Here is a 23,058-nt window from a genome sequence, read left to right as displayed (position 1 = left end):
ATGAAAAACCTGACTAGCCTTCGCCTTTTATTGGTAGTGACTTTTTTTAGTGTGTTAGGGGGATGTGCTGGTCAAGGTGGTGATGGAGCATCAAACACGCCTGGTTGGCTCAATGTAGTACGAGTATTGTTTGGTTACGTTGAGCCTCCGAAAGCTGAATCAGTGATGGACTCTTTAACGCGCGAATACGATCGTTGCGTTAAAATTGATGCCTCTAGAAACTGCGTTCAGCTGGCCTACGATCAAGTTCGTGTTACTCAAGGTCTCGACCCTAAACCCATTCCAAAAGGCTATGTGGTGATTGTTGAGGATGAAATTGCTCGTAAAGAGGCTGAAAGAAAGGCTCGAGAGCAAAAAGAGCAAGAACAAGATCAGTAAGCGAATCCTTTATTATCGATCGACTTCCTTTCTTTGCACCTAAAGCAGGGCATAAAAAAACCGGCCAAGCGGCCGGTTAAACGTGTCAATATATGCAGGTAGGAGATTGACGGTTTTTAGTTTAGTTGTATTTTAAACTCACGACTGTAAGCCCTATCAATAATCCTTTGTAAGCCATTGTCCATTCGCAATGAGAGATATTTTGTTCGGTGCTGCTTAATTTTAACCGTCTCATGCTACCATTACTGTTATCAAGGAATTCGAGTACTGGCGAGCATTGACATGCTTCCAGAGAATTAAAACGGTATTAAGTTTGGGCGGTAGCCCGGTGCGGAAGTTTATGCAGGTACTTTTCCCAGAAATCAAACCCTATAACAGCGCATTCCTAGACGTTGGCGATGGGCATAAAGTGTATTATGAAGAGTGCGGGTCGGCAGATGGAATCCCTGTTTTATATATTCATGGAGGACCCGGTACCGGCTCAGTCAGTTATCATCGGCGCTTTTTTGATCCTGAAAAATATCGCATCATCTTGTTAGACCAACGGGGTTGCGGTCACTCAAAAGCTGACGACCCTTTGCTTGCAAATACCACGGACCACTTGTTGAGTGATATGGAAGCGTTGCGGGAGCAATTGAAAGTTTCCCGATGGGCGATATTTGGTGGTGGATGGGGAGCAACCTTGGCTTTACTGTATGCTCAATCGTTTACTGATCGAGTGTTAGGTTTAGTCCTACACAGTGTTTTCTTAGGTCGACAACAAGATATCGACTGGATATTTGAAGTTGGCGTTCCTCGCTTAGTTCCAGATTACTGGGAAGAGTTTGCGCAGTCGCTACACGCAAGCGACCGGCATAACCTGCTAAAAATCTTTTCCGATCGTTTGCAAGGTCCTGACGAACTGGCTCGAATGGCGGCCGCTAAAAGTTGGGCAGTGTGGTATGCACGCTCCAGTCTGTTACACCACTCAAGTGCCTGGCTCAAACGTTTCAACGATCCGCACGTTGCTAGCACGACGGCAATGATTCAGGCTCATTATTTTCGGCAGAACTGTTTTATTCAAGATAACCAAGTTCTAGACAACGCCCACAAACTAGAGTCGATACCCGGGATCATCGTGCACGGTCGTTTTGATCTTTTGTGCCCCTTAGATTGCGCGTGGCAGTTGCAATCTAGCTGGCCAACGGCCGAGTTGCATATTATTCGCGATGCATGTCATGCCAATTTAGACCCAGGAATTACTGACGCGCTGGTGCGCGCGACTCGTGATTTACATAAAATGGTGACCCATGATTGGACTGATTCAGCGAGTGACTAGCGCTGAGGTCCGTGTCGAAGGAAAGCAAATTGGTAAAATTGAGCACGGATTATTAGTACTGGTTGGCGTAGAAGCAACGGATAAAAAAAGCAATGCAGAGCGAATGCGTCAAAGACTATTGGGCTATCGGATCTTCTCAGATCAGCAAGGAAAAATGAATTTAAACGTTCAGCAAACCTTGGGTGGATTATTGCTAGTACCGCAATTTACTCTGGTCGCCGACACGTCGAAAGGCATGCGCCCGAGCTTTAGTCGTGGCGCAAGCCCTGAGCATGGACAAAAGCTATTTGATTTCTTAGTCGACAACTGTCGCGAGCACTATGATAATATCGCAACGGGCCGCTTCGGTGCCGATATGGACGTCAGTCTGTGTAATCAGGGCCCAGTAACTTTCTGGCTGCAGTCATAAGTTGCACGAAGCGGTAATATTTACTTCTGAAAGGCGAATGAATCGCCAATAATATATCTCATATAGAAATGATTGAAGGACGCTATGATGTCTCAGGCAACTACCTACGATGTGCTATTAACCGGACAGTTAAACGCTGACCGTGAACAAGTGGTGGCTGAGTTAGCGAAGCTGTTTAAGAAAACCGTTGAACAGGTAGAGCAACTCCTTGAAAAAGCCCCCGTCGTGATTAAAAAACAACAAGAGGCCGACAAGGCACACTTGTATCAAAAAAGATTGCAAGCCATTGGCGCGGTCGTTGAGCTTAAAGAAAACAAAGTTCCACTGCATGAACAGTGGTCATTGGAGTCGACAGAAACTGAACATAAACGCACTGGACGAGCTGAATTTGCATCGCGGGATGTCGAGCCTGAGTCTGCATCGAGTGTTGTGCCTAGTCCCGTCCCGTCGGCTGGCGCTCCAGAAGCGAGTGAAGATGTTTACGCGACGCCAGCGAGTTCAGAGGTGCAGCGAGACTATTCAAGCGGCCTAACCATGAAAATGTCCTTGGGAGCCATCTACTTTAGCTTTAAAGGGCGTATCAATCGAAAGACCTTTTGGCTTTTGTATGTCCTTCCAATGTTGTTAGCTGGAGTGATAATTGGAGTGGTCACCTTTTTTAATATTTTTGCGGGTGTGATTCTAGCTGCAATTGGTGCCATACCTTACATTTGGATATCTTTTGCGGTGGCATTTAAGCGTTTACATGACGTTAACATGAGTGGTTGGTGGTACGGAGGTTTGTCCTTAGCGTCATTCGCATTTGGTGCCATCTCCGCATTTAATCCGACTTTTGCAAGCTTTCAATTTCTATTTAGCATAGCAGGTTTCGCAATTTTCATTATCAATGGGTTTATTGCCGGAACCCAAGGTGAAAATCGGTACGGCTATCCTCAAGAATAGTGCGTTCAATTCACTTCGTTGGCTGCCTTTAAAATGGCAGCCAATAGTGCTTCGTTAGACTTAAAAAGTTCATTTTTCATAAAAAAGTACCAAGACTGCCAAAACACACCTTTCGGTAGTATTATTAATTTGGCGGTCATTTGGTTTTCTGGTGCATTGTCGAACTCTACCTGTAGGGAATATTTAGGATATTCGAGAAAAAGTGTCGATTGAGAGCTGCTTTGAGTGAGCAATTGCACAGTCTGTTTTTGCAATTGACCATTGCGTTGAGTAAAAACAGTCAACTCAATAGACTCGTCCGTTTGAGACACTTTTTTCAAATCGGCGAAATCTTTCACCCATAGTTTTAGCCCTTCCTTAGATATAATCGCCTGAGCTAATTTTTGTTGAGAAACACTGGACGTTTTGACGACCTGTTGCTCGATGGTTGGATTGAGCATCCCGAGCGTTAAAAAGACTAAGAATAATCCGGTAAGAACTTGAATAATTCTTAAAGGAATTTTTAATTTTTTCATTATTGTTTCCAAACCATTTTTTATCTATAACTAATTTTCTATTGATGAACTAACTGAGTGAGCCGACTCCCGGTTGCTAGGGACGCTCTCCTCTAAGTTGGCTAACTTGTTGTTGTAAATGCGCCGCAGAGACTTCTGAAGAAGGCACGACTTGACCAATGGTTACGGCAATTTTCGACCAAAATCGTTTTGGAATTGTGCCCATAGCAGGTCCGTCTTTTCGGCTAAAAAAGCTTCCCCATAGTCCTGAAAGCGCCATTGGAATAACAGGAACCGGTGTGCGAGCAATTATTTTTTCGATACCAGCTTTAAAGGTATTTATTTCACCGGTTGAGGTGATTTTTCCTTCGGGAAAAATACAGACCAGCTCGCCCTCTTCTAAATACTCCGCTACTTGATCAAAGGCTTTGTTCATTAACTCTGGATTTTCCTTCGCCGGAGCTATCGGAATCGCCTTAGCCGTTTTGAAAATAAAGCTAAGAATGGGAGTTTTAAAAATTCGATGATCCATAACAAATCGAACTGGTCGTCGACAACAGCCGGCTATGATCAACGCATCCATAAAACTTACATGATTACAAACGATGACAGCTGCCCCTTCATCAGGTATTTTATTCAAGCCAGTCAAACGAATTCGATACAACAAGTTAATCAAAATCCATACTAAAAATCGCATCAAGAATTCGGGTACGACCGTAAAGATATAAATGGATACGACCGCATTAAGTATACCGGTAATCAAAATAATTTCGGGTATTGAAAAGTTTAAGCTTAATAAGATTAATGCCGTGATACCTGAAAGAACCATGAATAAAGCATTAAGGATATTATTGCCCGCAATTACACGAGAAACATGATTTTTTGGACACCGTTGCTGAATCAAAGCGTACAGTGGAACAATAAAGAACCCTCCGAAAACGCCTATTAATGTCGCATCAATAAGAACATGCCAGTTGTTCCAATGTTGTAAAAATTCGGTTGCTGATAAAATAGGAAGGGCATCGGTGGTATGATTCGTGAAATAAATATCGATACTAAAAAGCGTCATACCGATAGCACCAAACGGCACTAAGCCAATTTCAACTTTTCGTCCGGACATTTTTTCACAAAGCAGCGAACCTAAACCGATACCAACGGAGAATGCCGCCATTAACAGCATATAAACATACTCATCGCCGCCCAGTGTTGACTTACTAAAGGTGGGTAGCTGTGCCAATATCGTTGCGCCAAAAAACCAAAACCAAGATATACCCAAAACAGACAGCATCACGGTCCTATTTGACTTAACATACTTAAAGGTTTTAGCGGTTTCGGTAATTGGGTTCCAATTTATCTTTAACGTCGGTTCGACAGCCGGTAACACGGGAATTTGGCGTGAAGACCAATAGCCTACTAGGCTAATTAAAACAACCACAGAGCAAATAGCGATCCTTCCATAGGGCTCTAAGTTCGTTAGTGCTATACCTAAAATTAATCCCAACAAAATGGCTAAAAACGTGCTCATTTCGACCAGTCCGTTGGCGCCGACCAGTTCTTTTTCTTTTAAGTACTGCGGCATGATACTGTATTTAATGGGCCCAAAGAGTGTGGACTGAAGTCCCATGAGGAATAAAACAAATAATAAGAAATTGACGCTTTGCAAATAGAAGCCAACGCAAGCTAACAACATGATACCGATTTCGAGAAGTTTGATATTTCGGATGCTCTTGGCTTTCGAATATTTTTCTGCAAATTGCCCGCTTGTCGCAGAAAATAAGAAAAAGGGTAAGATAAATATAATCGCAGCGAGGTTTACCAAAAAGCCTTCGTTTTGAGCTGAGCTTACCGCTGTATAGGTAAATAAAGTAACCAGAGAATTTTTATAAACGTTATCATTGAAAGCGCCAAGGGCTTGTGTGATAAAGAAAGGAAAAAATCGTTTTTGTTTTAGCAGTTGATATTGGTTTTCAGCCATTTGATTGTCTCAATTAAAACGTATTATTTTGCTTTTTCAAAGCAATGATTCGGCGACTGGCCAGTTAAACAACTTTATTGAGTTTAAAGTGGTAACAGCTACCAAGACATCGTGATTGGTATTGCGTAACTCAGCAATTTTCTCACTAACATACGGAAGATGACAGGGTTCGCAACGTCCACTCTTTGGTTTGGGAGCAATGTTTTTGGGTAGTAGGTACGGAGCATCGGTTTCGATTAATAGTCGTTCGTTAGGAATGATCTCAATGGCTGAGACTAAGTCTTGGTTTCGTCGCTCATCGGTGACCCAGCCCGTTACTCCAATATAACAATCCAGTTCTAAGTACCCCTGTGCTTGCTCTTCTGATCCGGTAAAACAATGAATGACCTTTTTAGGTTTTGGGTATTGCGACAAAATGCTGAGCATTTCAATGCAAGCGTCACGTTCGTGTAGAAACACCGGTAAATCTTTATCTGAGGCGAGCGCCATTTGTCGAGCAAACACCTCGAGTTGCGTCGCAGGCTCCGAAAAATTGCGATTAAAATCTAATCCACACTCACCGACAGCGACGACCATGGGAGAGGCGAGTAAATCCTCTAATTGTTGCCATGCCTTCTCATCCATTGTCTTTGCATCATGAGGGTGACAGCCAACCGTTGCACGCATGTGGTCTGGGTAACGATGACAAAGCTCAATAGCTGCATGAGAGCTTGTGATGTCAGTACCAACGATCAGCATTCTTTGAACACCGTTGTTTATCGCTCGTTCAATAACGGCTTCTTGGTCTGAGGCAAAGCGCTGATTAGTCAAGTTTACGCAGATATCTGTCCAAATATTCATATGAGCATCCTAGTCATTCTTCGAACATTGAAAAGCATTTCTTAAATAGTTGCAACAAATGAGTGCTTAGGTCGCATCAATTGCAACGTATATCTCATTGGCAGTAAAGCGGCAGCTCTAATCCGGATGTTGGCCAGCCAGTATCAGCGATAATTGCGTAACCCTGGGGCATATTCGGTGACCACAGGTTTTCTCCATCGTGAGTCGTGCCTTTGAACTTTATGTAGGGCTTTTCGAGTGTCAGCCAATCGGAAGTTTCGCCTGGACTTAAAATGACTAAGGTTGGATTAAACAAAGACCCTGATGCACTCCAACGAACGTGCACTTTAGTAGCGCAAAAACTACGAAATCGGACGTGATAACCTTTGTGCTCTGGAGAATTTAATGATCGTGGATAAGCAACGGCTGCCGCTAACTTGTCTGCCGGCGAGAGCTTTAAGCTGATCGGAATATCCGAGAGAGTGTTGTCGAGTTGATTGAGGGAAAAGGGATAATTCATGATTGATTGTCGGTCAAAAGGCAGTTGACGCATGCCTTCTTTTCGAATCATTGCGGATAAGTTCTCGCAGTAACTTGGCTCATTTTTAAGTTTTTCAACGCACCTTTCTATTTCGGCTTCTTGCCAGCGATAGCCATAAGGCCAGTCCGGGTGGCGAAACTCGTGTTCAAATCCAAGTATATGGCCGACTTCATGCAAAGCAATGCGCTTCTTCCGTGATAACTCGATTGTTTGTTCAGATAAACTCGCCAGTAACATAGTTGGTTCGCTCGACGTTAAATGGTTTTGTTTGCCTAGTATGCTGCCATCATAACTATGAAAAGCGACCCGAATATGACTCTTTTTGGGCTTCTCCACGGTAATATTAAAGGTAAGGTTAACGTGCGCTTCCCATTGCCGAAAAGCTTGTGTCACGATGCTTTGCTGAAGAGGAGTAGGTTGCTGTAGCCAAACGGTTAAACTCGCACCATTGGGCCATCTTTGCTTCCAGTCTAGCACGGCAGAATTAGCCGCTATTGAGCAGAGCATTATCATGTACAGCATGAATATTCGAAGTTTCATGATATGTTTGGGGATCGCCTGTCGGATAAAGTAAACTATACACTTTATGATAAAACACGTGAGATCACTATGCCGTTTAATCCTGTAATTGCACCTTCGATATTGTCTGCTGACTTTGCTCGTTTAGGAGAAGACGTCGCATCGGTAATCGATGCTGGTGCCGACTGGGTTCACTTTGATGTAATGGACAACCATTATGTGCCCAATCTAACTATTGGACCCATGGTATGTGATGCATTACGAAATTATGGCATTAGTGCACCTATCGATGTTCATTTAATGGTCAAGCCAGTCGACCGAATCATTCCTGATTTTGCTAAAGCTGGTGCTTCCACCATCACTTTTCACCCTGAAGCATCAGAGCATGTTGATCGCACTCTTCAATTAATTAGAGATCAGGGGTGTGAGGCTGGTCTGGTGTTTAACCCTGCTACGCCTCTCCACATACTGGACTACGTAATGGATAAGGTGGATATGATCTTGTTAATGTCAGTCAATCCGGGTTTTGGTGGGCAGTCATTTATTCCCTCGACTCTGGCTAAATTACGTCAGGTTAGACAGAAGATCGACGAGAGCGGGCATGCGATTCGACTAGAGATAGATGGTGGAGTCAAGGTGGATAATATCGGTGAGATTTACGCTGCAGGCGCAGATACCTTTGTCGCTGGTTCGGCCATCTTTAATACCGCTAACTACCAAGAAACGATTGCTAAAATGCGTCAAGAAATTGCTAAACAACAATAGTCATTGAACAGCGGAAAAAGAGTCTAACTACGATTATTAGAAAGCGGCCAGTTAAATGATTTTAATGATTGATAACTATGACTCTTTTACCTTCAATTTGGTGGATTATTGCCGCTCATTAGGTAGTCAATTACACGTGGTTCGCAATGATGCGATCAGTATTGATGAAATTAGACAGTTGGCACCCGATAAAATCATAATCTCTCCAGGTCCTTGTGCTCCCGATCAAGCCGGGATTTCATTATCGCTTATTGAACATTTCGCGGGTGAAATACCGATTCTAGGGGTATGCTTGGGTCATCAGTCCATTGCTCAAGTCTTCGGTGCAAAAGTGATCAAAGCGGAGCAAGTAATGCACGGAAAAACCTCAATGATTGAACACACCGGTGAAGGTGTTTTTCTAGGGCTTCCTACTCCCTTTCGAGCGACGCGATATCACTCTTTGGTGATTGATCCAGACACTCTTCCAAAGTGTTTACAAATGACCGCATGGGTCAAAGACAGTGGCGATAGTGCGCCGCTTATCATGGGTGTAAAACATCATTCGCTACCCATTGAGGGCGTGCAGTTCCATCCTGAATCGATACTGACAGAACATGGCCACGCGCTGCTTGAAAACTTTATCAATCAATAATTAATAGACTCGGTTTTACCAACGCTTTTTGCGCGACCAAAGCCAAATTCCACTGACCGCCAAAATAAAAAACAGTATGGCCATAAAGTCCATAATTAAAGGGCCAAACGCCCCCAGTAGACGACCACTGTGTAGGTCTAAGGTGACTCTTTCGTAATTCAAGTTTTGCTGGCGAGCATCGGCAATGATGTGTTCTTTTACTGCCTCAGGCAATGTTAATGTTTCCTGCCAGCTCGGAGAACGAATGAATTGAATACTTTTGAAATGTTCAAACGTCTCATCGGGAGAAAACAGCCCATTTTTTGCGTGAAATACCAATGGTGACTTGTCTTTAGAGAGATTGCGTACCGGCAGCTGTATTGATGGTGGGTAGTCAAAAGTGTCGATTTTTTCTAACTCTAAAGTCGTTAAAGTGATCTGGTTATTTGAAGCGATGACGATAAAACTTTCTAGTTGATGAACGCCGATAAGTTCACCTTTGATGTCAGAGACAAACTGCTCATTCGCATAGACTCTTTGATCGACTTGCGAAAAATAAGTTGTGCCAGACTGATAGGTTCGACCCAGTTTCGATGGCGCAATACCATAATAATTGAGTAACCAGCTGCTCGAAACATTTTGCTGGGTAAGTTTGAACATTTCTGGATGTTGCAAAAGCAAGCCTGTGACGGAGACCAGCATTAAAAATAATGCCGAGATCACACCGAAACGTCGATGCCAACGGTGCAAGTGAAAGGCGATTTTAGGGTTAATTCGCTGCGGTTTTTTGTTCTTCATTAGTTACGGCGTTTGCATGCATATATAAAGCACTCTTAGCCATGGTGTTCAGCGCGCGAACAGACAAGGTTGCTCCAGTAATGCCATCAATAGTTTGGTCCAAGTCTAACGACTTATCTAAACTTGCGCCAATATATTGTTCGGTGAAGAAATTTTGGCGAACCTCGTAGCCGCGACTTTCGCGATAGATCAGTACTTGCAGTGCTTGGATCTTACCATTTTCAACTGAAATTCCCGTGGTAATTAATTGTTCTTTACCAATTTCTTCTAGTATCCAAGCGGACTTTTGGCCTACCACCCAGTATTTAATGCGCAGCTTTGATGGCTTGTGTCCAGTGATCTCGGTGAGTTTCAGTTTATGTTCTTTGGTTAACCAAAAATATTTGGTTTCCGGTGTTTCAGTAAACTGCTGCTGAATGAAAAAACTGGGTTCAAGATAGACCTCTTCTGCTGCTGCGAGAAGGGAGAATAGATTGACGATAAATATAACGGTAATTCGCATCATAATCATTGAGTGCGCTGATAACCGTGAGAGCTATCAGCGCTTTTTGATTTAGAATTGGTAGCCAAGTCCAGCATTAACGCCCGAGCCATCTTGAGCGCCGAGGCGATTCTCGAAGTCAAATTTGACAACCACATTCGGATGAATCCAATAGTTGACACCAACATTCACTTGTCGCATCTCAGTGTCGAGAGTATTCGCAGAACCTGCAGTATTGTCCCAGACCGAATAGCGAGCAAATACGCCAAACTCTTCAGTGATGCGATAAGCAGGCTCTAGAAAGTAACCCGTTTGAACATCTTTTCCAAGAGTGTCAGCGATGCTGTTGTTTATATCCCATTGAGCCCACAATGCGCGAACAGCAAAAGGTCCTGTGGCATACACGGCGTGCATTTCCAAAAGTTGGGCTTCGGCATTTGCAGCGCCCTGAGTAATGTCATCTTGATGCTGAAATGAGCCCGCGATTTCTAATCCTGGAATGCCTGTGTATTTCAATCGAGCGGTATATGCAAAACTATCGCCGTCTGCTTTGGCTACTTTTTGACGACCGCTTCTAAGATCGAAATCTGCTGGATCAACATTGAGACCAGAGTGGGCAGCAAAATCAAAAGTTAATCCTTCTGCAAAGCGATAAGACACACCTGCACCGGCTTCCCACCAAGTGGTCGGTATGATGTTCTTCTCAATTGGGTTACGCTCAACACCATAGAAAGTATCTGGCTCATGAGTTTCGTTCAATAGGCCAACGGGTACTAAGAATAGACCGCCTTTCAAGGTGGTGCTCGAGCTTAAATCATACTCGATGTAGGCTTGCTCTAACTCGACGGCACCTGGTTTACCTTCGCCGGCATAGGCATGCTCAACTTCAAGTTCTGAGAAAAAGCGCAGCTTGTCGCTGTATTTATGACTAACGAACAACACAAAACGATGAAAGTCGATGTCTTCTTTTGTATCGAAGTTGTTGTAATGTAGTTCACCATAACCACCGATGTTGGTGTCACTCGACTGAGCACTGGACTTATCTTCGATTGCTTCGACTGCTGCATTCATCTGTTGTTGCAGTTCTTCGATCTGCTTGGCTTGTTGTTCAATGGCTTTTTGCAATTCTTCTTTAGTCGGTTGAGAGTCTTGAGCAAAGGCCACGGTTGAAATACCTGCCAACAATGGCAATAAGGTGCGAAACATTTGATGGAGCTCCATTTTTTATAACTGTGTAGAAAGTGTGCGCATTATAATTAGTTATAATCTAAGTGCAAATCATTTTCATTCAGTCTTGTATTTAAATTATAGACAAATCTGATTGAGTGAAAAGTAAGTTGGGGAAGTATTAAGAGCTCAAGAGGGAGATATGGGCTTCGGAGCTAGCGAGCTCCGAAGATCACCATGGTTTTACCTTTGACGGAAATATGGCCTTGTTCTTCAAGTACTTTAAGTACCCGACCGACCATTTCTCGGGAGCATCCGACGATGCGTCCGAGCTCTTGACGGGTGATTTTAATTTGCATGCCGTCAGGGTGAGTCATTGCATCGGGCTCTTTGCATAAATCAAGCAAGGCTCTAGCAACACGGCCGGTTACATCCATAAAGGCTAAGTCACCGACTTTTCTACTCGTGTTGCGCAAACGAATGGCCATTTGGCCAGAGAGGCGCATTAAAATGGAAGGGTTCTGCTCGACCAGTTGCTGAAACTTATTGTATCCGATTTCAGCAATTTCACTTTCGGCTTTAGCTTTTACCCAAGCACTGCGAATGTCTTGTCCATCGAACAGTCCCATTTCACCAAAGAAGTCTCCAGCATTTAGGTAAGCAAGTACGAGCTCACGCCCATCGTTGTCTTCGATAACAACAGAAACCGAACCTTCTAATATAAAATACAACGAGTCGGATTTGTCACCTTGATATATGATGGTGCTTTTTGCAGGATAGCGTCGACGATGGCAGTGTGAAATGAACCACTCCATAGTCTCATCTTTGGCAATAAATCTAGGTAATGACATAAGTTGCCTGTCTTTTCATTGTCGAAATAAGCGAATATTGGGTAACTGTAGCATAAAGTTGAGTTCTAGGTGTAGATATAATTAAATCAGGAAGTTACTTAATGTAGTTAATTAATTGGTTAAATGTTGGAAATGTGAAATGAAAGCAAAAGTTGTTTGGAAAGATGGGTTGAATTTTGAATCTTCGACAGAGTCGGGGCGTCAAATGATGTTGAGTGGTAACGGTGAGCATATGTCGCCGATGGAGCTAGTGCTGCAAGCAGTCGGTGGCTGTTCTTCGATCGATATCGTGATGATATTGCAAAAAGCGCGGCAGAATATCACAGGATGTGAATGTTCACTTACTGCTCAAAGGGCCGAAACTGACCCTAAAGTGTTCACTAGCATTCATGCTCATTACTTGGTTCGTGGGAAAGATCTATCTGAGAAGCAAGTTGCTCGAGCTTGTGATCTTTCGATGGAGAAATATTGTTCAGTGTCTTTAATGTTGAAGGGAAAAGTTGAGGTTACACACTCATTTGAAATACTAGAGTAGACAAATGAAAACAATCGTAAACATATGTATGCAAATTGTTGACAAATGTATTCTTATGAATATAATTGTACTCAAGCAAGCATGCAGCGATATTTTTGGAGTTAAACAATGACAGGCCGAACGGTTCCATTGAGTGTTCGTGTTTCTCATGAAGACGCCGAGTTTCTGTCGTCTCTCGAGATAGAGGGCGCAGAAACACCAAGCGAAAAGCTTAGGGCGTTAATAACCGAAGCCAAGCGTCGGCAAGAAGCCGCCCACGGCTTCGCAGAAGCACAGACAGAATTAAGGCGAGTGATTCAACCTTTGGTTGAGCAAGTGCAAGCGTATGAGTCAGAGCAAGAAGTATACAGTCAGTTGACTCATCTAGCGTTGGAGTGGATACCTGAGGCAATGGCTGAGTTAGTTTCTCAACGATTTGCTTTGAGAAATCAAAAAAATGACGACAAATTTAAGGAATTAGAAAGGCGAGTCACTGACCGAATTTTTCGACTGATTGAAGGATATCTTCGATTAGCAGTGACACAAGATTGTGAGGGTTACGATCCTCAAGTTGTGCAAAAGCGTCTACCAAGGATTCAACAGTTAATCAAACTGCTGCAACTCGACGCCTCAACTTGAGCCCTAGCCTCTCACGGTATTGGGAGGAGGCGTTATGGTTTGTTTTATCGTTTTACTATGCCTAGTGGTGTTGTATCCAACATGGACGGTTGAAATTGTCGCTCTAGCAGGGAGTTTAGCGCTTTGTTACTTGATTGCTAAACTGTGGTTCCAATTGAACTGGAAATCGTCAGCCGCATCAGAGCCAGAACTACCATGAGAATTACCAAAAGAACGACCATGAGAGTTAACAGGGAATTTATTGTCAAAATCGGTACACGATGCTTTTCATTAACCCCGCAGTTACTGACATTATCTTTTTTATCGGAGGTGGCAATGGTACGCCACCCGCATCAGTCGCTAAATGAGCATGGTGCAATTCGTCTTCACGCATTTGTGTCAATATAGCTTGTGTTTTTTGATCGTCATTGGCTAATTGCTCGAGATGCTCATCGAGATGCTTGACGACTTGATGCTCGGTTTCAGCGACAAAACCTAAGGACCATTTGTCCCCAGCAGCACCAGCAAGTGCACCAATAGTGAAGGAACCAAAGTACCAGAGCGGATTCAATAGGCTTGGATGTGCATCAAGTTCTTTTAATCGATGTTCACACCAGGATAAATGATCGTTCTCTTCTTGAGCAGAACGTTCCATTTGCTGACGAACTTCGGGTAATCGAGCGGTTAGGGCTTGTCCTTGATACAGCGCCTGAGCGCAGACTTCACCGCAATGGTTGATCCGCATGAGCCCAGCGGTGTGCTTTTTTTGCTGTTCAGTCAGCTGAGCGGGCTCAACTACCATTGCCGGATTGTCGCGTTCAGTAGTGTGGTAGCCGCCACTGAGTGTGCGAAGTGCGTTATCGCTTGAGGCTAAAAGTCGGTCTAAAAAGCTTAATTGGCGCATGATTTTTAATATTTCGAGTAAACTATTTGAATCCTGGTTAAGTTTAACGTAAAAAGCGATGAATTGAAGCTACCTTGAGTGTAAATCAAGGTGATGCTGATGCAAATCAAAGGATAGAGAAGTCTATGAGTGGTAAAAGTGATTTAAGAGACTTAAAACTATTGATCCAATCTCGTAATCCAATTATCGGAATTGAGAGCCATGAAGAAAACCGAGTTCTCAAACTCCTGTCGGATTTAGCGCGCGATATCAATAAGCCTTTGTTTACCTGGGATATTGTCGATGGTTTAAAGCGTTTTGAGCTGCTCGATGAGTTTGATGCTTTAGCTGAAACGAGCAAGCCGGAAGATATGTTGCGGCATATTTTGGGCGCACACCGCCCGTCTATTTATGTTTTATGTGACTTTCATCCCTATGTTGAAAGCGCGCCACACATTGTTCGGCTATTAAAAGAGTTCATCTTGAATCAACCTGAGCATGGCCACACCCTAGTTCTCATATCTCACCAGCTCGCTATTCCGGAAGAAATTAAACGATTTATTTCCCGTTTTGATATGGCGCTTCCAGGCAAAGATCAGTTAACTAAGATGATCAAACGTGAAGCAAAAATGTGGTCACAAAGGCATGGTAAAAAAGTTCGTACAGATAGTAAAACGCTACAGAGATTGATCAATAACCTTCAGGGGTTGACGATTTCTGACGCGACTCGATTGGTTCGAAATGTGATTACTGACGACGGAGCCATTACAGAAGATGAAATACCAGCAATTAATAAGGCTAAGTTTGAACTTCTCAATATGGACGGTGTATTGAGCTTTGAATACGAAACCTCAAAGTTTGCAGAAGTCGGTGGCTTGAATAATTTAAAGCGCTGGCTACGACAACGTGAAGTGGTTTTTCATCGTCGTGACGAACTTGAACTTGATCCGCCAAAGGGCCTTATGCTGGTTGGCGTTCAAGGGGGTGGAAAAAGTTTAGCGGCAAAAGCGGTTGCAGGTCTTTGGAGTGTTCCTCTACTGCGTTTAGATTTTGGCGCTTTGTACAACAAGTACCATGGTGAGACAGAACGAAACTTGCGAGAAGCTTTAAAAATGGCAGAGCTAATGGCTCCCTGTGTTTTATGGTTCGATGAAATTGAAAAAGGAATTTCAACTCAAGACAACGATGGGGGGACTTCTCAGCGGGTTTTGGGTACCTTACTGACGTGGATGTCAGAAAACGATTTGCCAGTATTTGTTGTGTCAACCGCGAATGATATCTCGCGTTTACCTCCGGAATTGATTCGTAAAGGCCGATTAGATGAAATTTTCTTTGTCGATCTGCCTGACCAAGAAGCGCGCCGAGACATCTTTGCGATTCATTTAACCAAACGTAAGCAGTCACCCGAGAATTTTGACTTGGAAAAATTAGCTTTGGCATGTGACGGTTTTACGGGCGCGGAAATTGAGCAAGCGATTGTTTCGGCGCTGTATCATTGTTATGGACAAGGGTCTGCTCTTTCAACCGAGATCATTCTCGATGAGTTATCGGCAACACGACCTTTGTCTGTTGTTATGGCAGAAAAACTTGCTGAGCTGAGACGATGGGCATCGGAACGAACCATTTCGGCGAATTGATCGACTAAGGTATTTAGATGAAACTTTTTTATTCTACTGCATCGCCCTACGCTAGAACTGCGCAAATTGTTTTGCGTGAAGTTAATTTAGACCCAAAATCTATCGAAGTTCAAACACATCCGTTTGATAATAATGTAGAGTTTCTAAAGGCTAATCCCCTGGGTAAAGTTCCTTGTTTAATTACTGACAAGGATGATGGGATTTTTGATAGCGAAGTTATATGTCAGTATCTTGATGCTGAATTTAATCAAGGTAAACTCTGGCAACCCGTTCAATCCAGTTGGGCGTTACGTACTACTTATTCATTGACTTCAGGTCTTTTAGACTTAGCCGTGGCTCGCCGTCAAGAAATTATGAGGGATGGTGATGGTTTAAAATCTGATTTTTGGTGGCAAAGATTTAACGATGGATTGCGTCGAGGGTTTGAAGAATTAGAAAATCGTATGACGCTGATGCCTGATGGATTTAATCTGCTAGATATCAACTTGGCATGTCTGATTGACTATATGGCATTTCGACACTCTGATTTGGACTGTATTGGCAGCCAAGTGATGAGTCGATTTCAGTTGTTCCAAAACCGACCATCGATCAAACAAACTCAACCAAGCGATTAAAGTTTATTTCTTTACCCACTCGCCGTTCTTAAAAATATAATGTCCGGGAAGAGTTTTCTTCAAAGCGGCTTCGCCGGCAATTCTTTCAACATCGGCTAATGTTGCATTGCGCTTGTTCGCAATTTCTAAGTACTTTTGTTTGCGCTTAGTATTTACTTCTTCAACCAGTGCCTTTACGTCGGCTGGAGCATCAGAAACTACCAGACCTAGGTAACCGTCTGGTTTCTCGCCAATTAATCCGGATGCTTTAGCTGAGTCTAGGTCAGCAGCCATGGCAGTACTTAAACCAAAGGTTAGGCACAGCACTAGAACAGTAAAGAGTGATTTAAAGCTACGGGTTATCATAGTGAGCTCCTAAAATAAGTCGTCATCGTTTAAAATATCTTTAACATCATTTTCGATTTTTATACGAATGTCATGTTTGATGTTTAAGTTCACTTCTAATGGCTTTTCACCTTGCTCTAGTCGAATAGTGCAACCGGAAAGCACGGCTGTTAGGGTTGCTAGCGCCAGAATTTGCTTCATATTACCCTCCCAAAAATTCTTTAATAATCTATACCACAAGATAGCTGAGTTTAATTAACGCAACCTGAATGAAGTTTATCATTTTCAATGTCTTTAAGATTATCAGCACCGAGTAACATAAGATAGTATAAATTAACGTTCGATTTAGGTTGGTAGTTTATATTGAATATTTGCGCTTGTTTACTACCCATATCTGGGTTATTTCCCTCTAGTCGCAATTTAATATTGAACTCACAAGGTGTATTCTCAATTAAATTAATTTGCATGCTGCTATAGTGAAAGTTTTGAAGTGCGATGGTGGCGATATCGCTTACGTTATCCTTTGTAAGTTGTTGTTTTACGCCTCCAGGAACATATTCAATCACTCCACCGGTGGAGCTCAATTGTCCATTTTTAATTTGTGGATAGCCATCGACCATGAAAAAGGGCAGGTTTCCGGTCACTTTCCCTTTGGCATTTAAGTCGTCTGGTTGGATAAACTCAACGAGGTTTTTTAATTCGAGGTTGCTCAGTGAGAGAGTACCTGACAATTGGTCAACCTCTTGCCACTCTGATGACGTATAGCCGCTAAGACGACCTTCAAATATCGTTGAATCAATTTCAATGTCTTTAAGTTTTATTATAGGAAACATCTTTACTGTACCAATAATTTCATGTTCTTGATCATCGGATCCCTTTAAACGGGCCAAGGTCATGAACTTAAATTTTAGAGTATCCCAAGTCTCATTATCTAGGCTGTCTAACATTAATTGAGAGTTGTAAATTTGCGAGTCTGTAAATGACCAGTTTGCGAGGGTGCTCGATGACTTTGTTACTAAAGAGTTAATGACATCGTTTTCAATAGATAGCTTGAAATCAAGTGAAGTAATAATGGGCGCATTGAACGTAATTTGCTTTAACCACTTGGCATTCATTAATTGAGTGCGAATTAGGGGCTTGGGCTTATAGAGCTTTGTTTCGCCCTGAACCCCAACGCGCCATTGTTTTTTGGTTTGATTGATAGTCATTGTTTGACGGCCATCGATCACAATAGTGGAGTAGTCTGAAGACATTCTATCTTTTGGAGCCGTTGTACGATTTTCAATAGAAGTAATCGCTTTACTGCGGCTAAACTTTCCTTTTTGAACGCCAGGTATATTCGTGGCGTACTGGTTGAGTATTAAGTTACTGATGTCGAATGAGTAACTTCCATTAATGTCTCTTAAGCTAAGATCAAAGGGTCGTAACGCTATAGAAAATAGCTGAGAATTAAAATCTATGTCTTGATAGCTTAGTTTTAGCTTCTGCCCCTTTACTTGTGCATGACTGATTTGTATTACTTCAGGAGCGTCAGTGCTTCCAGACAGTTCAAATTGACCATGAATGTTTTCTGCTGAATAGCTTTTCAAAAAATCCACCGGCAAAGAAACGTTCGATATTTCTTTAGATGCAAACTGGTGATTTGAATTGATTTCTTTTGAATTTAAAGAATAAGTGCCTTTAGAATGTACTTCAATTTGGTCATCAATAAAAATGGGAAATATAAACGTCACTCTATCGGTATTAAGGGAAATGAACGCGTCGTTCATAGCTACTTTAAAGTTTGCTTTCTTAGAAAAAGTTAGCGCTTTAGCAAGCGTTATATTGCTAATCAGAGAAGTATTCACTGTTAAGTCATTTGGGGTTTTCTTAATTTTAGCGCTTAGTAAAGGCGACGTTAACATGCCATGAGGGTGTTCAATCGCTAGTTCGCTGATCTTTAAATCTACGATTAGTTCTTTAAAATTAAAGTCGTAAATATCATTTAATCGAAAGGTATCCTCTATTTTCACATCGATAAGCCCCGAAAGGCTTGTATTATGTTCTGATAATAGGTTTCGATAAAAAGGAGACAGTAAGTTAATCGGTAATTGAACAGTTTCAAAATAAACATCGAGATTCTCAATGTCGGTTTGATTTAACTTAAGCGTACCGCGAGCACCAACCGATGAAGATACATCCAAACTCAATTGATTTTTGTCACCGTTAAAATTGGCTTGCCCCTGTACTTGAAACTCGGTGTTGTTGTATCGGGTTTTACCTGTTATTTGATCAATAGCTAATAAGAAAGGTAAATTAAATGAAGTTGACGACGAAGCGTTTGATGCCGAGTTGTTGATAAGCCTTAGAGAATCTACTTCGGGTATGTCGAGATTAACTTGGCCGATAGATATTTTTTTTACGGCCAACTCAAAAATCGAAAAAGATAACTTTAGATCAGATACCGTTATTTGATTATTAAATTCGTCCCTAATGACTAGATTTTTAATCCAAAAACTATCGAAAGTCCCATAAGGAATGTCTATGGCTTCGATGGAAAAACCATTGGGCAGTCGCTCTGCTATTTGCCACTTTGCAATTACTGGAACGCTTAAATACAACGCAACAAGCATTAAAGCTAGTGCGCTCAATGAATAGAAAATTCGCTTTACTAGTTTACGCATAAAAAAGGCCGCAGTTAGCGGCCTCTCCTATTATTGTTCACGAGCAATGGCTTTGTGGCCGATATCGTTTCGTTTATAAACATTATTCCAAGAGATGCTTTTTGCACGTTGATAGGCCTTTTGTTGTGCTTCTGTTACTGTATCGCCTAATCCTACGACACAGAGTACACGGCCTCCGGCTGTGACAACGTTTCCATTTTCTAAGGCCGTTCCTGCATGGAAGACTTTGGTATCGCTAATGTTATCGTCGAGGCCTTCAATAACCTCACCTTTTGCATAACTATCAGGATAACCACCAGCCGCTAAAACCACGCCAAGCGATGCACGTTCGTCCCATTCACAATCGGCTTGATCAAGTTGTTTATCGATGGCCTTTAAGCACAAGTCGACTAAGTCTGACTTCATGCGAAACATAATCGGTTGAGTTTCTGGGTCACCGAATCGGCAATTATACTCAAGTACCTTGGCATTTCCGTTTGCGTCTATCATTAAACCAGCGTACAAAAAACCAGTATACGGATGTCCTTCGCTGGCCATGCCTTTTACGGTTGGCCAAATAACTTTTTTCATTACACGGTCATGGATTTCTTGAGTAACCACAGGAGCAGGCGAGTAGGCTCCCATTCCGCCAGTGTTCGGTCCCTTATCGCCATCGTCGCGAGCTTTATGGTCTTGAGATGTAGCAAGTGGTAAAACATTCTCACCATCAACCATAACGATAAAGCTGGCTTCTTCACCGGCTAAAAACTCTTCAACAACCACTCTCGAGCCGGCGTCGCCAAATTTATTACCCTCAAGCATATCGTCGATGGCGGCAAAGGCTTGCTCTTCGGTTTCAGCGATGATGACGCCTTTCCCGGCTGCTAAGCCATCGGCCTTAATCACAATGGGAGTGCCCATTTTTTTAACATAGGCTTTAGCAGCTTCGATGTCGGTGAAGTTACCATAGCCTGCTGTGGGAATTTGGTGCCGAGCTAAGAAGTCTTTGGTGAATGCCTTTGAACCTTCAAGTTGTGCTGCACCTTGCGTCGGTCCAAATATTTTAAGTCCAGCCTCAGTGAAGGCGTCAACCACACCAATGACTAATGGCGCTTCTGGACCAACAATGGTTAGTTCAACCTGATTTTCCTTAGCAAAAGTAATTAATGCTTCGGTATTCGTTGGCTGAATGTCAATGTTCTTGAGCTTTTCTTCGGTTGCTGTGCCGGCATTTCCTGGTGCAACAAAGACGGTTTCTACGGAAGGGTTTTGGGCTGCTTTCCAGGCTAAGGCATGCTCTCGGCCACCACTGCCAATCACTAATACATTCATTGCTATTCTCGATTGTTCAAAATTAAGGTGATTTTATCGTGAATAGAGCAATCGATAAAGGACTCGGTCGCGCAAAACCGGCGACCGAGTGAGGTTTTTTCTTAGAAGCTGTAGTTTAAGCCCAATGCAAAGCCGTCGTTATCGAAATCGTCTTTTTTGACTTCGATGAAGGCACCAAGGTTACCTGCGAAACTTTGACGAGCACCGATAACCAATTGAGTGGCTGAATCGCTATCGACTTCTAAGTGGTTAACTTCGGTGTAAATCTGAGTGGCCTTTGAGATTTGGGTTCGGTAACCCAGACCAAGCTCAAAGCCATCATCGCTTTCAGAGCCAGCACCCGCGTCTACTTCGAAATCAAAGTAAGAGACTTTTGTGTAGATAGCTGAACTGTCGTCAAGGTCAAACTTGTAACCGAGACCAAATAACGTTGAGTTGAGGTCTACTCCGTTTTCGCCAACGGTTTCATACGATGCTGTTAAGAAGAAATTGTCATTCAATGTTTTGTTACCACGAATTAACATTCCATCTGTTTCGTAGTTGTCGGCGTAACCACCCTCAACAAAATCAAATGATGGGCTGCCAGCAAAAGCTGAAACGGACAAAACTGAAGCGATGGCTGTAACGATCATTTGCTTTTTCATAATTTACTTCCTTTATTAAGTTAATTTAATTTCGCAGACTGTCTGCTTGAAGTGAATAATAAGCGGCGAAAAATGAACGGAATCTGAATGAAGAAAAAATTTAGCGCAGCTAGTAGAAAACTGCTGCGCTAAATAAAGATGGAAGATTAATTTTTAGACTAATGGCGGAAATGTCGCATACCAGTAAGAACCATTGCCATATCGTGTTCATCGGCTGCTGCGATAACTTCTTCATCACGCATAGAACCGCCTGGATGAATTACCGCAGTGATTCCAGCGTCTGCTGCTGAGTCAATTCCATCTCGGAAAGGAAAGAAAGCATCTGAAGCCATCACTGAACCTTTTACAATAAGATTCTCATCGGCAGCTTTTATACCGGCAATCTTTGCCGAATAGACTCGGCTCATTTGTCCTGCGCCCACGCCTATCGTTTGTTCATTTTTCGCATAAACAATCGCATTCGACTTTACAAATTTGGCAACTTTCCAACTGAATAATAAGTCGCGAATTTCTTGTTCTGAAGGCGTTCTTTTAGAAACAATTTTGAGATCGTTGATTCCAATGCTGCCGAGATCACGGTCTTGAACTAAGAGGCCGCCGTTAATTCGCTTAAAGTCGTAACCTGGTATTGCGCTTTGCCATTCACCGCACGCCAGTAAGCGAACGTTTTTCTTACTAGCAACGATAGCTTCTGCGTCTTTCGAAATTTTTGGCGCAATAATAACTTCAACAAATTGCCGGTCAATGATTGCCGCCGCTGTTGCTTTATCGAGTTCACGGTTGAACGCAATGATGCCGCCAAAAGCAGATGTCGGATCGGTTTGGTAAGCACGATTGTAGGCTTCGAGAATGTCGCTACCGGTTGCGACACCACAAGGGTTTGCATGTTTAACAATGACACATGCCGGTGTTTGAAAGCTTTTAACACACTCAAGAGCCGCGTCGGTATCGGCAACGTTGTTGAACGATAACTCTTTACCTTGCAGCTGCTGTGCGGTTGCGACACTTGCCTCTTTGGCATTGTCTTCAACGTAGAATGCCGCTTTTTGATGCGGGTTTTCACCGTAGCGCATTTCTTGTGCTTTTTGGAATTGCAGAGACAGAGTATCTGGAAAATCTTTTGGTTGCTCGGCTGAATCAACACGGGCGCTTAAGTAGTTTGCGATAGCACCATCGTATTTTGCCGTGTGACAGAAGGTTTTAGTGGCTAGCTCAAAGCGTAATGCCAATGCTGTACCTTGGTCGGCTTTTAATGCTGAGATCACTCGTGCGTAGTCATGATGATCAACAACAACCGTTACATCTTGATGATTTTTTGCCGCCGCTCGCAGCATAGTAGGACCACCAATATCAATGTTTTCGATGGCCATTGGCAGTGTGCAGTCATCGCGCGCAATCGTTTGTTCAAACGGGTATAAATTTACAACGAGTAAATCAATACCTTCGATGCCATGTTCGTTCATTACTTGATCGTCAGTGCCTCGGCGGCCTAACAACGCACCATGAATCTTGGGGTGTAATGTTTTAATACGGCCATCCATCATTTCTGGAAAGCCGGTGTATGAAGATACTTCAGTAACTGGAATGTTGCTTTCTTGAAGTAGTTTTGCGGTGCCTCCGGTAGAAAGTATGTCGACGTTTAGTTCTGCCAATTGTTTTGCGAACTCTACGACACCTGTCTTATCCGAAACACTGATTAATGCGCGTCGAATGGGCCGTAACTCTTGCATGGGTTAGCCTCTCAATCAGGAAGTCAGAAAATGAAAAAAGGTGAATGGGG

26 protein-coding genes are annotated in these 23,058 nt (G+C 42.8%); 11 read left to right on the top strand and 15 right to left on the bottom strand.

What is annotated here, in order from left to right; all coding sequences use genetic code 11:
- From Q9312_RS11560 to Q9312_RS11545, 4 genes are all read left to right on the top strand, one after another.
- Nucleotides 1-378 carry a hypothetical protein gene (locus Q9312_RS11560; RefSeq protein WP_309201007.1) on the top strand — a complete coding sequence of 126 codons (378 nt, stop codon included), beginning with the start codon at nucleotides 1-3 and terminating at the stop codon, nucleotides 376-378.
- A gap of 340 nt (nucleotides 379-718) precedes the next feature.
- The gene (pip, locus tag Q9312_RS11555) at nucleotides 719-1,696 is read left to right on the top strand and encodes a prolyl aminopeptidase (protein WP_309201006.1); all 978 of its coding nucleotides are present in this window, start codon (nucleotides 719-721) and stop codon (nucleotides 1,694-1,696) included.
- Complete coding sequence (gene dtd, locus Q9312_RS11550) at nucleotides 1,668-2,105, top strand: D-aminoacyl-tRNA deacylase (RefSeq protein WP_309201005.1); 438 nt, start codon at nucleotides 1,668-1,670, stop codon at nucleotides 2,103-2,105. The genes pip and dtd overlap by 29 nt, the downstream gene beginning before the upstream one ends.
- Nucleotides 2,106-2,192: 87 nt before the next feature.
- Complete coding sequence (locus Q9312_RS11545) at nucleotides 2,193-3,047, top strand: DUF805 domain-containing protein (protein WP_309201004.1); 855 nt, start codon at nucleotides 2,193-2,195, stop codon at nucleotides 3,045-3,047.
- A gap of 5 nt (nucleotides 3,048-3,052) precedes the next feature.
- Here Q9312_RS11545 and Q9312_RS11540 read toward each other — a convergent pair whose 3' ends face one another.
- From Q9312_RS11540 to Q9312_RS11525, 4 genes are all read right to left on the bottom strand, one after another.
- A complete protein-coding gene (locus tag Q9312_RS11540) occupies nucleotides 3,053-3,562 on the bottom strand; it encodes a hypothetical protein (RefSeq protein WP_309201003.1) in 510 nt (169 codons plus the stop codon).
- 76 nt (nucleotides 3,563-3,638) lie between these two features.
- On the bottom strand, nucleotides 3,639-5,516 hold the full coding sequence (locus Q9312_RS11535; protein ID WP_309201002.1) for an MFS transporter: 1,878 nt from the start codon (nucleotides 5,514-5,516) through the stop codon (nucleotides 3,639-3,641).
- A gap of 36 nt (nucleotides 5,517-5,552) precedes the next feature.
- Nucleotides 5,553-6,356, bottom strand: a complete 804-nt coding sequence (locus Q9312_RS11530; RefSeq protein ID WP_309201001.1) for a TatD family hydrolase — start codon at nucleotides 6,354-6,356, stop codon at nucleotides 5,553-5,555.
- A 94-nt stretch (nucleotides 6,357-6,450) separates the two neighbouring features.
- Nucleotides 6,451-7,398 (bottom strand): M12 family metallopeptidase, encoded by a 948-nt coding sequence (locus Q9312_RS11525; RefSeq protein WP_309201000.1) that lies wholly within the window; start codon nucleotides 7,396-7,398, stop codon nucleotides 6,451-6,453.
- Nucleotides 7,399-7,485: 87 nt separating this feature from the next.
- Between Q9312_RS11525 and rpe the strand changes: the two genes are divergently transcribed.
- Complete coding sequence (rpe, locus tag Q9312_RS11520) at nucleotides 7,486-8,160, top strand: ribulose-phosphate 3-epimerase (protein WP_309200999.1); 675 nt, start codon at nucleotides 7,486-7,488, stop codon at nucleotides 8,158-8,160.
- A gap of 55 nt (nucleotides 8,161-8,215) precedes the next feature.
- Nucleotides 8,216-8,794: an anthranilate synthase component II gene (locus Q9312_RS11515; protein ID WP_309200998.1), complete on the top strand. Its 579-nt coding sequence runs from the start codon at nucleotides 8,216-8,218 to the stop codon at nucleotides 8,792-8,794.
- A 15-nt stretch (nucleotides 8,795-8,809) separates the two neighbouring features.
- Here the strand turns inward: Q9312_RS11515 and Q9312_RS11510 are convergent, their stop codons facing one another.
- The 4 genes from Q9312_RS11510 to crp form a co-directional block, all read right to left on the bottom strand.
- Complete coding sequence (locus tag Q9312_RS11510) at nucleotides 8,810-9,571, bottom strand: PepSY domain-containing protein (RefSeq protein ID WP_309200997.1); 762 nt, start codon at nucleotides 9,569-9,571, stop codon at nucleotides 8,810-8,812.
- Nucleotides 9,543-10,082 (bottom strand): FMN-binding protein, encoded by a 540-nt coding sequence (locus Q9312_RS11505; RefSeq protein ID WP_309200996.1) that lies wholly within the window; start codon nucleotides 10,080-10,082, stop codon nucleotides 9,543-9,545. Before Q9312_RS11505 ends, Q9312_RS11510 begins: the two co-directional genes overlap by 29 nt.
- Before the next feature lie 42 nt (nucleotides 10,083-10,124).
- The gene (locus Q9312_RS11500; protein ID WP_309200995.1) at nucleotides 10,125-11,258 is read right to left on the bottom strand and encodes a porin; all 1,134 of its coding nucleotides are present in this window, start codon (nucleotides 11,256-11,258) and stop codon (nucleotides 10,125-10,127) included.
- 176 nt (nucleotides 11,259-11,434) lie between these two features.
- Complete coding sequence (crp, locus tag Q9312_RS11495; RefSeq protein WP_309200994.1) at nucleotides 11,435-12,070, bottom strand: cAMP-activated global transcriptional regulator CRP; 636 nt, start codon at nucleotides 12,068-12,070, stop codon at nucleotides 11,435-11,437.
- Between the two features lie 139 nt (nucleotides 12,071-12,209).
- Between crp and Q9312_RS11490 the strand changes: the two genes are divergently transcribed.
- The 3 genes from Q9312_RS11490 (at nucleotide 12,210) to Q9312_RS11480 (ending at nucleotide 13,422) form a co-directional block, all read left to right on the top strand.
- Nucleotides 12,210-12,605 carry an OsmC family protein gene (locus Q9312_RS11490; protein ID WP_309200993.1) on the top strand — a complete coding sequence of 132 codons (396 nt, stop codon included), beginning with the start codon at nucleotides 12,210-12,212 and terminating at the stop codon, nucleotides 12,603-12,605.
- Nucleotides 12,606-12,713: 108 nt separating this feature from the next.
- Complete coding sequence (locus Q9312_RS11485) at nucleotides 12,714-13,223, top strand: hypothetical protein (protein WP_309200992.1); 510 nt, start codon at nucleotides 12,714-12,716, stop codon at nucleotides 13,221-13,223.
- Nucleotides 13,224-13,257: 34 nt separating this feature from the next.
- Complete coding sequence (locus Q9312_RS11480) at nucleotides 13,258-13,422, top strand: hypothetical protein (RefSeq protein WP_309200991.1); 165 nt, start codon at nucleotides 13,258-13,260, stop codon at nucleotides 13,420-13,422.
- Between the two features lie 45 nt (nucleotides 13,423-13,467).
- On the opposite strand, the gene coq7 is transcribed toward Q9312_RS11480, so the two are convergent.
- A complete protein-coding gene (gene coq7, locus Q9312_RS11475) occupies nucleotides 13,468-14,106 on the bottom strand; it encodes a 2-polyprenyl-3-methyl-6-methoxy-1,4-benzoquinone monooxygenase (RefSeq protein ID WP_309200990.1) in 639 nt (212 codons plus the stop codon).
- A gap of 125 nt (nucleotides 14,107-14,231) precedes the next feature.
- Here coq7 and Q9312_RS11470 point away from each other — a divergent pair, with 125 nt between their 5' ends.
- A complete protein-coding gene (locus Q9312_RS11470; RefSeq protein WP_309200989.1) occupies nucleotides 14,232-15,722 on the top strand; it encodes an AAA family ATPase in 1,491 nt (496 codons plus the stop codon).
- A 17-nt stretch (nucleotides 15,723-15,739) separates the two neighbouring features.
- The gene (locus tag Q9312_RS11465) at nucleotides 15,740-16,336 is read left to right on the top strand and encodes a glutathione S-transferase family protein (protein ID WP_309200988.1); all 597 of its coding nucleotides are present in this window, start codon (nucleotides 15,740-15,742) and stop codon (nucleotides 16,334-16,336) included.
- Nucleotides 16,337-16,339: 3 nt separating this feature from the next.
- Here Q9312_RS11465 and Q9312_RS11460 read toward each other — a convergent pair whose 3' ends face one another.
- The 6 genes from Q9312_RS11460 to purH all read right to left on the bottom strand — a co-directional run bounded on the left by Q9312_RS11460 (nucleotide 16,340) and on the right by purH (nucleotide 23,008).
- Nucleotides 16,340-16,681: a YdbL family probable chaperone protein gene (locus Q9312_RS11460; RefSeq protein WP_309200987.1), complete on the bottom strand. Its 342-nt coding sequence runs from the start codon at nucleotides 16,679-16,681 to the stop codon at nucleotides 16,340-16,342.
- Between the two features lie 9 nt (nucleotides 16,682-16,690).
- Nucleotides 16,691-16,861, bottom strand: coding sequence for a lipoprotein (locus Q9312_RS11455; protein ID WP_309200986.1), 171 nt, complete (start codon nucleotides 16,859-16,861; stop codon nucleotides 16,691-16,693).
- Nucleotides 16,862-16,911: 50 nt separating this feature from the next.
- Complete coding sequence (locus tag Q9312_RS11450; RefSeq protein ID WP_309200985.1) at nucleotides 16,912-19,323, bottom strand: intermembrane phospholipid transport protein YdbH family protein; 2,412 nt, start codon at nucleotides 19,321-19,323, stop codon at nucleotides 16,912-16,914.
- A gap of 30 nt (nucleotides 19,324-19,353) precedes the next feature.
- Nucleotides 19,354-20,634, bottom strand: a complete 1,281-nt coding sequence (gene purD, locus Q9312_RS11445) for a phosphoribosylamine--glycine ligase (protein WP_309200984.1) — start codon at nucleotides 20,632-20,634, stop codon at nucleotides 19,354-19,356.
- Nucleotides 20,635-20,735: 101 nt separating this feature from the next.
- Nucleotides 20,736-21,278, bottom strand: a complete 543-nt coding sequence (locus tag Q9312_RS11440; RefSeq protein WP_309200983.1) for a porin — start codon at nucleotides 21,276-21,278, stop codon at nucleotides 20,736-20,738.
- A 158-nt stretch (nucleotides 21,279-21,436) separates the two neighbouring features.
- Nucleotides 21,437-23,008, bottom strand: coding sequence for a bifunctional phosphoribosylaminoimidazolecarboxamide formyltransferase/IMP cyclohydrolase (gene purH, locus Q9312_RS11435; RefSeq protein WP_309200982.1), 1,572 nt, complete (start codon nucleotides 23,006-23,008; stop codon nucleotides 21,437-21,439).
- Nucleotides 23,009-23,058: the final 50 nt, after the last annotated feature.

The organism is Pleionea litopenaei, assembly GCF_031198435.1.
In the GTDB taxonomy this organism is placed as follows: domain Bacteria; phylum Pseudomonadota; class Gammaproteobacteria; order Enterobacterales; family Kangiellaceae; genus Pleionea; species Pleionea litopenaei.
This window is presented reverse-complemented; position numbering and strand designations above follow the sequence as displayed.

Bases quoted from the DNA above. Each gene is read 5' to 3' on its own strand.
- coq7 (WP_309200990.1), bottom strand. From the start codon at position 14,106: ATGCGCCAATTAAGCTTTTTAGACCGACTTTTAGCCTCAAGCGATAAC.
- Q9312_RS11515 (WP_309200998.1), top strand. From the start codon at position 8,216: ATGATTTTAATGATTGATAACTATGACTCTTTTACCTTCAATTTGGTG.
- Q9312_RS11500 (WP_309200995.1), bottom strand. From the start codon at position 11,258: ATGTTTCGCACCTTATTGCCATTGTTGGCAGGTATTTCAACCGTGGCC.
- Q9312_RS11535 (WP_309201002.1), bottom strand. From the start codon at position 5,516: ATGGCTGAAAACCAATATCAACTGCTAAAACAAAAACGATTTTTTCCT.
- Q9312_RS11560 (WP_309201007.1), top strand. From the start codon at position 1: ATGAAAAACCTGACTAGCCTTCGCCTTTTATTGGTAGTGACTTTTTTT.
- Q9312_RS11450 (WP_309200985.1), bottom strand. From the start codon at position 19,323: ATGCGTAAACTAGTAAAGCGAATTTTCTATTCATTGAGCGCACTAGCT.
- Q9312_RS11530 (WP_309201001.1), bottom strand. From the start codon at position 6,356: ATGAATATTTGGACAGATATCTGCGTAAACTTGACTAATCAGCGCTTT.
- Q9312_RS11505 (WP_309200996.1), bottom strand. From the start codon at position 10,082: ATGATTATGATGCGAATTACCGTTATATTTATCGTCAATCTATTCTCC.
- pip (WP_309201006.1), top strand. From the start codon at position 719: ATGCAGGTACTTTTCCCAGAAATCAAACCCTATAACAGCGCATTCCTA.
- Q9312_RS11440 (WP_309200983.1), bottom strand. From the start codon at position 21,278: ATGAAAAAGCAAATGATCGTTACAGCCATCGCTTCAGTTTTGTCCGTT.
- dtd (WP_309201005.1), top strand. From the start codon at position 1,668: ATGATTGGACTGATTCAGCGAGTGACTAGCGCTGAGGTCCGTGTCGAA.
- Q9312_RS11470 (WP_309200989.1), top strand. From the start codon at position 14,232: ATGAGTGGTAAAAGTGATTTAAGAGACTTAAAACTATTGATCCAATCT.
- Q9312_RS11480 (WP_309200991.1), top strand. From the start codon at position 13,258: ATGGTTTGTTTTATCGTTTTACTATGCCTAGTGGTGTTGTATCCAACA.
- Q9312_RS11540 (WP_309201003.1), bottom strand. From the start codon at position 3,562: ATGAAAAAATTAAAAATTCCTTTAAGAATTATTCAAGTTCTTACCGGA.
- purD (WP_309200984.1), bottom strand. From the start codon at position 20,634: ATGAATGTATTAGTGATTGGCAGTGGTGGCCGAGAGCATGCCTTAGCC.
- Q9312_RS11490 (WP_309200993.1), top strand. From the start codon at position 12,210: ATGAAAGCAAAAGTTGTTTGGAAAGATGGGTTGAATTTTGAATCTTCG.
- Q9312_RS11455 (WP_309200986.1), bottom strand. From the start codon at position 16,861: ATGAAGCAAATTCTGGCGCTAGCAACCCTAACAGCCGTGCTTTCCGGT.
- Q9312_RS11465 (WP_309200988.1), top strand. From the start codon at position 15,740: ATGAAACTTTTTTATTCTACTGCATCGCCCTACGCTAGAACTGCGCAA.
- Q9312_RS11460 (WP_309200987.1), bottom strand. From the start codon at position 16,681: ATGATAACCCGTAGCTTTAAATCACTCTTTACTGTTCTAGTGCTGTGC.
- purH (WP_309200982.1), bottom strand. From the start codon at position 23,008: ATGCAAGAGTTACGGCCCATTCGACGCGCATTAATCAGTGTTTCGGAT.
- crp (WP_309200994.1), bottom strand. From the start codon at position 12,070: ATGTCATTACCTAGATTTATTGCCAAAGATGAGACTATGGAGTGGTTC.
- rpe (WP_309200999.1), top strand. From the start codon at position 7,486: ATGCCGTTTAATCCTGTAATTGCACCTTCGATATTGTCTGCTGACTTT.
- Q9312_RS11510 (WP_309200997.1), bottom strand. From the start codon at position 9,571: ATGAAGAACAAAAAACCGCAGCGAATTAACCCTAAAATCGCCTTTCAC.
- Q9312_RS11485 (WP_309200992.1), top strand. From the start codon at position 12,714: ATGACAGGCCGAACGGTTCCATTGAGTGTTCGTGTTTCTCATGAAGAC.
- Q9312_RS11545 (WP_309201004.1), top strand. From the start codon at position 2,193: ATGTCTCAGGCAACTACCTACGATGTGCTATTAACCGGACAGTTAAAC.
- Q9312_RS11525 (WP_309201000.1), bottom strand. From the start codon at position 7,398: ATGCTGTACATGATAATGCTCTGCTCAATAGCGGCTAATTCTGCCGTG.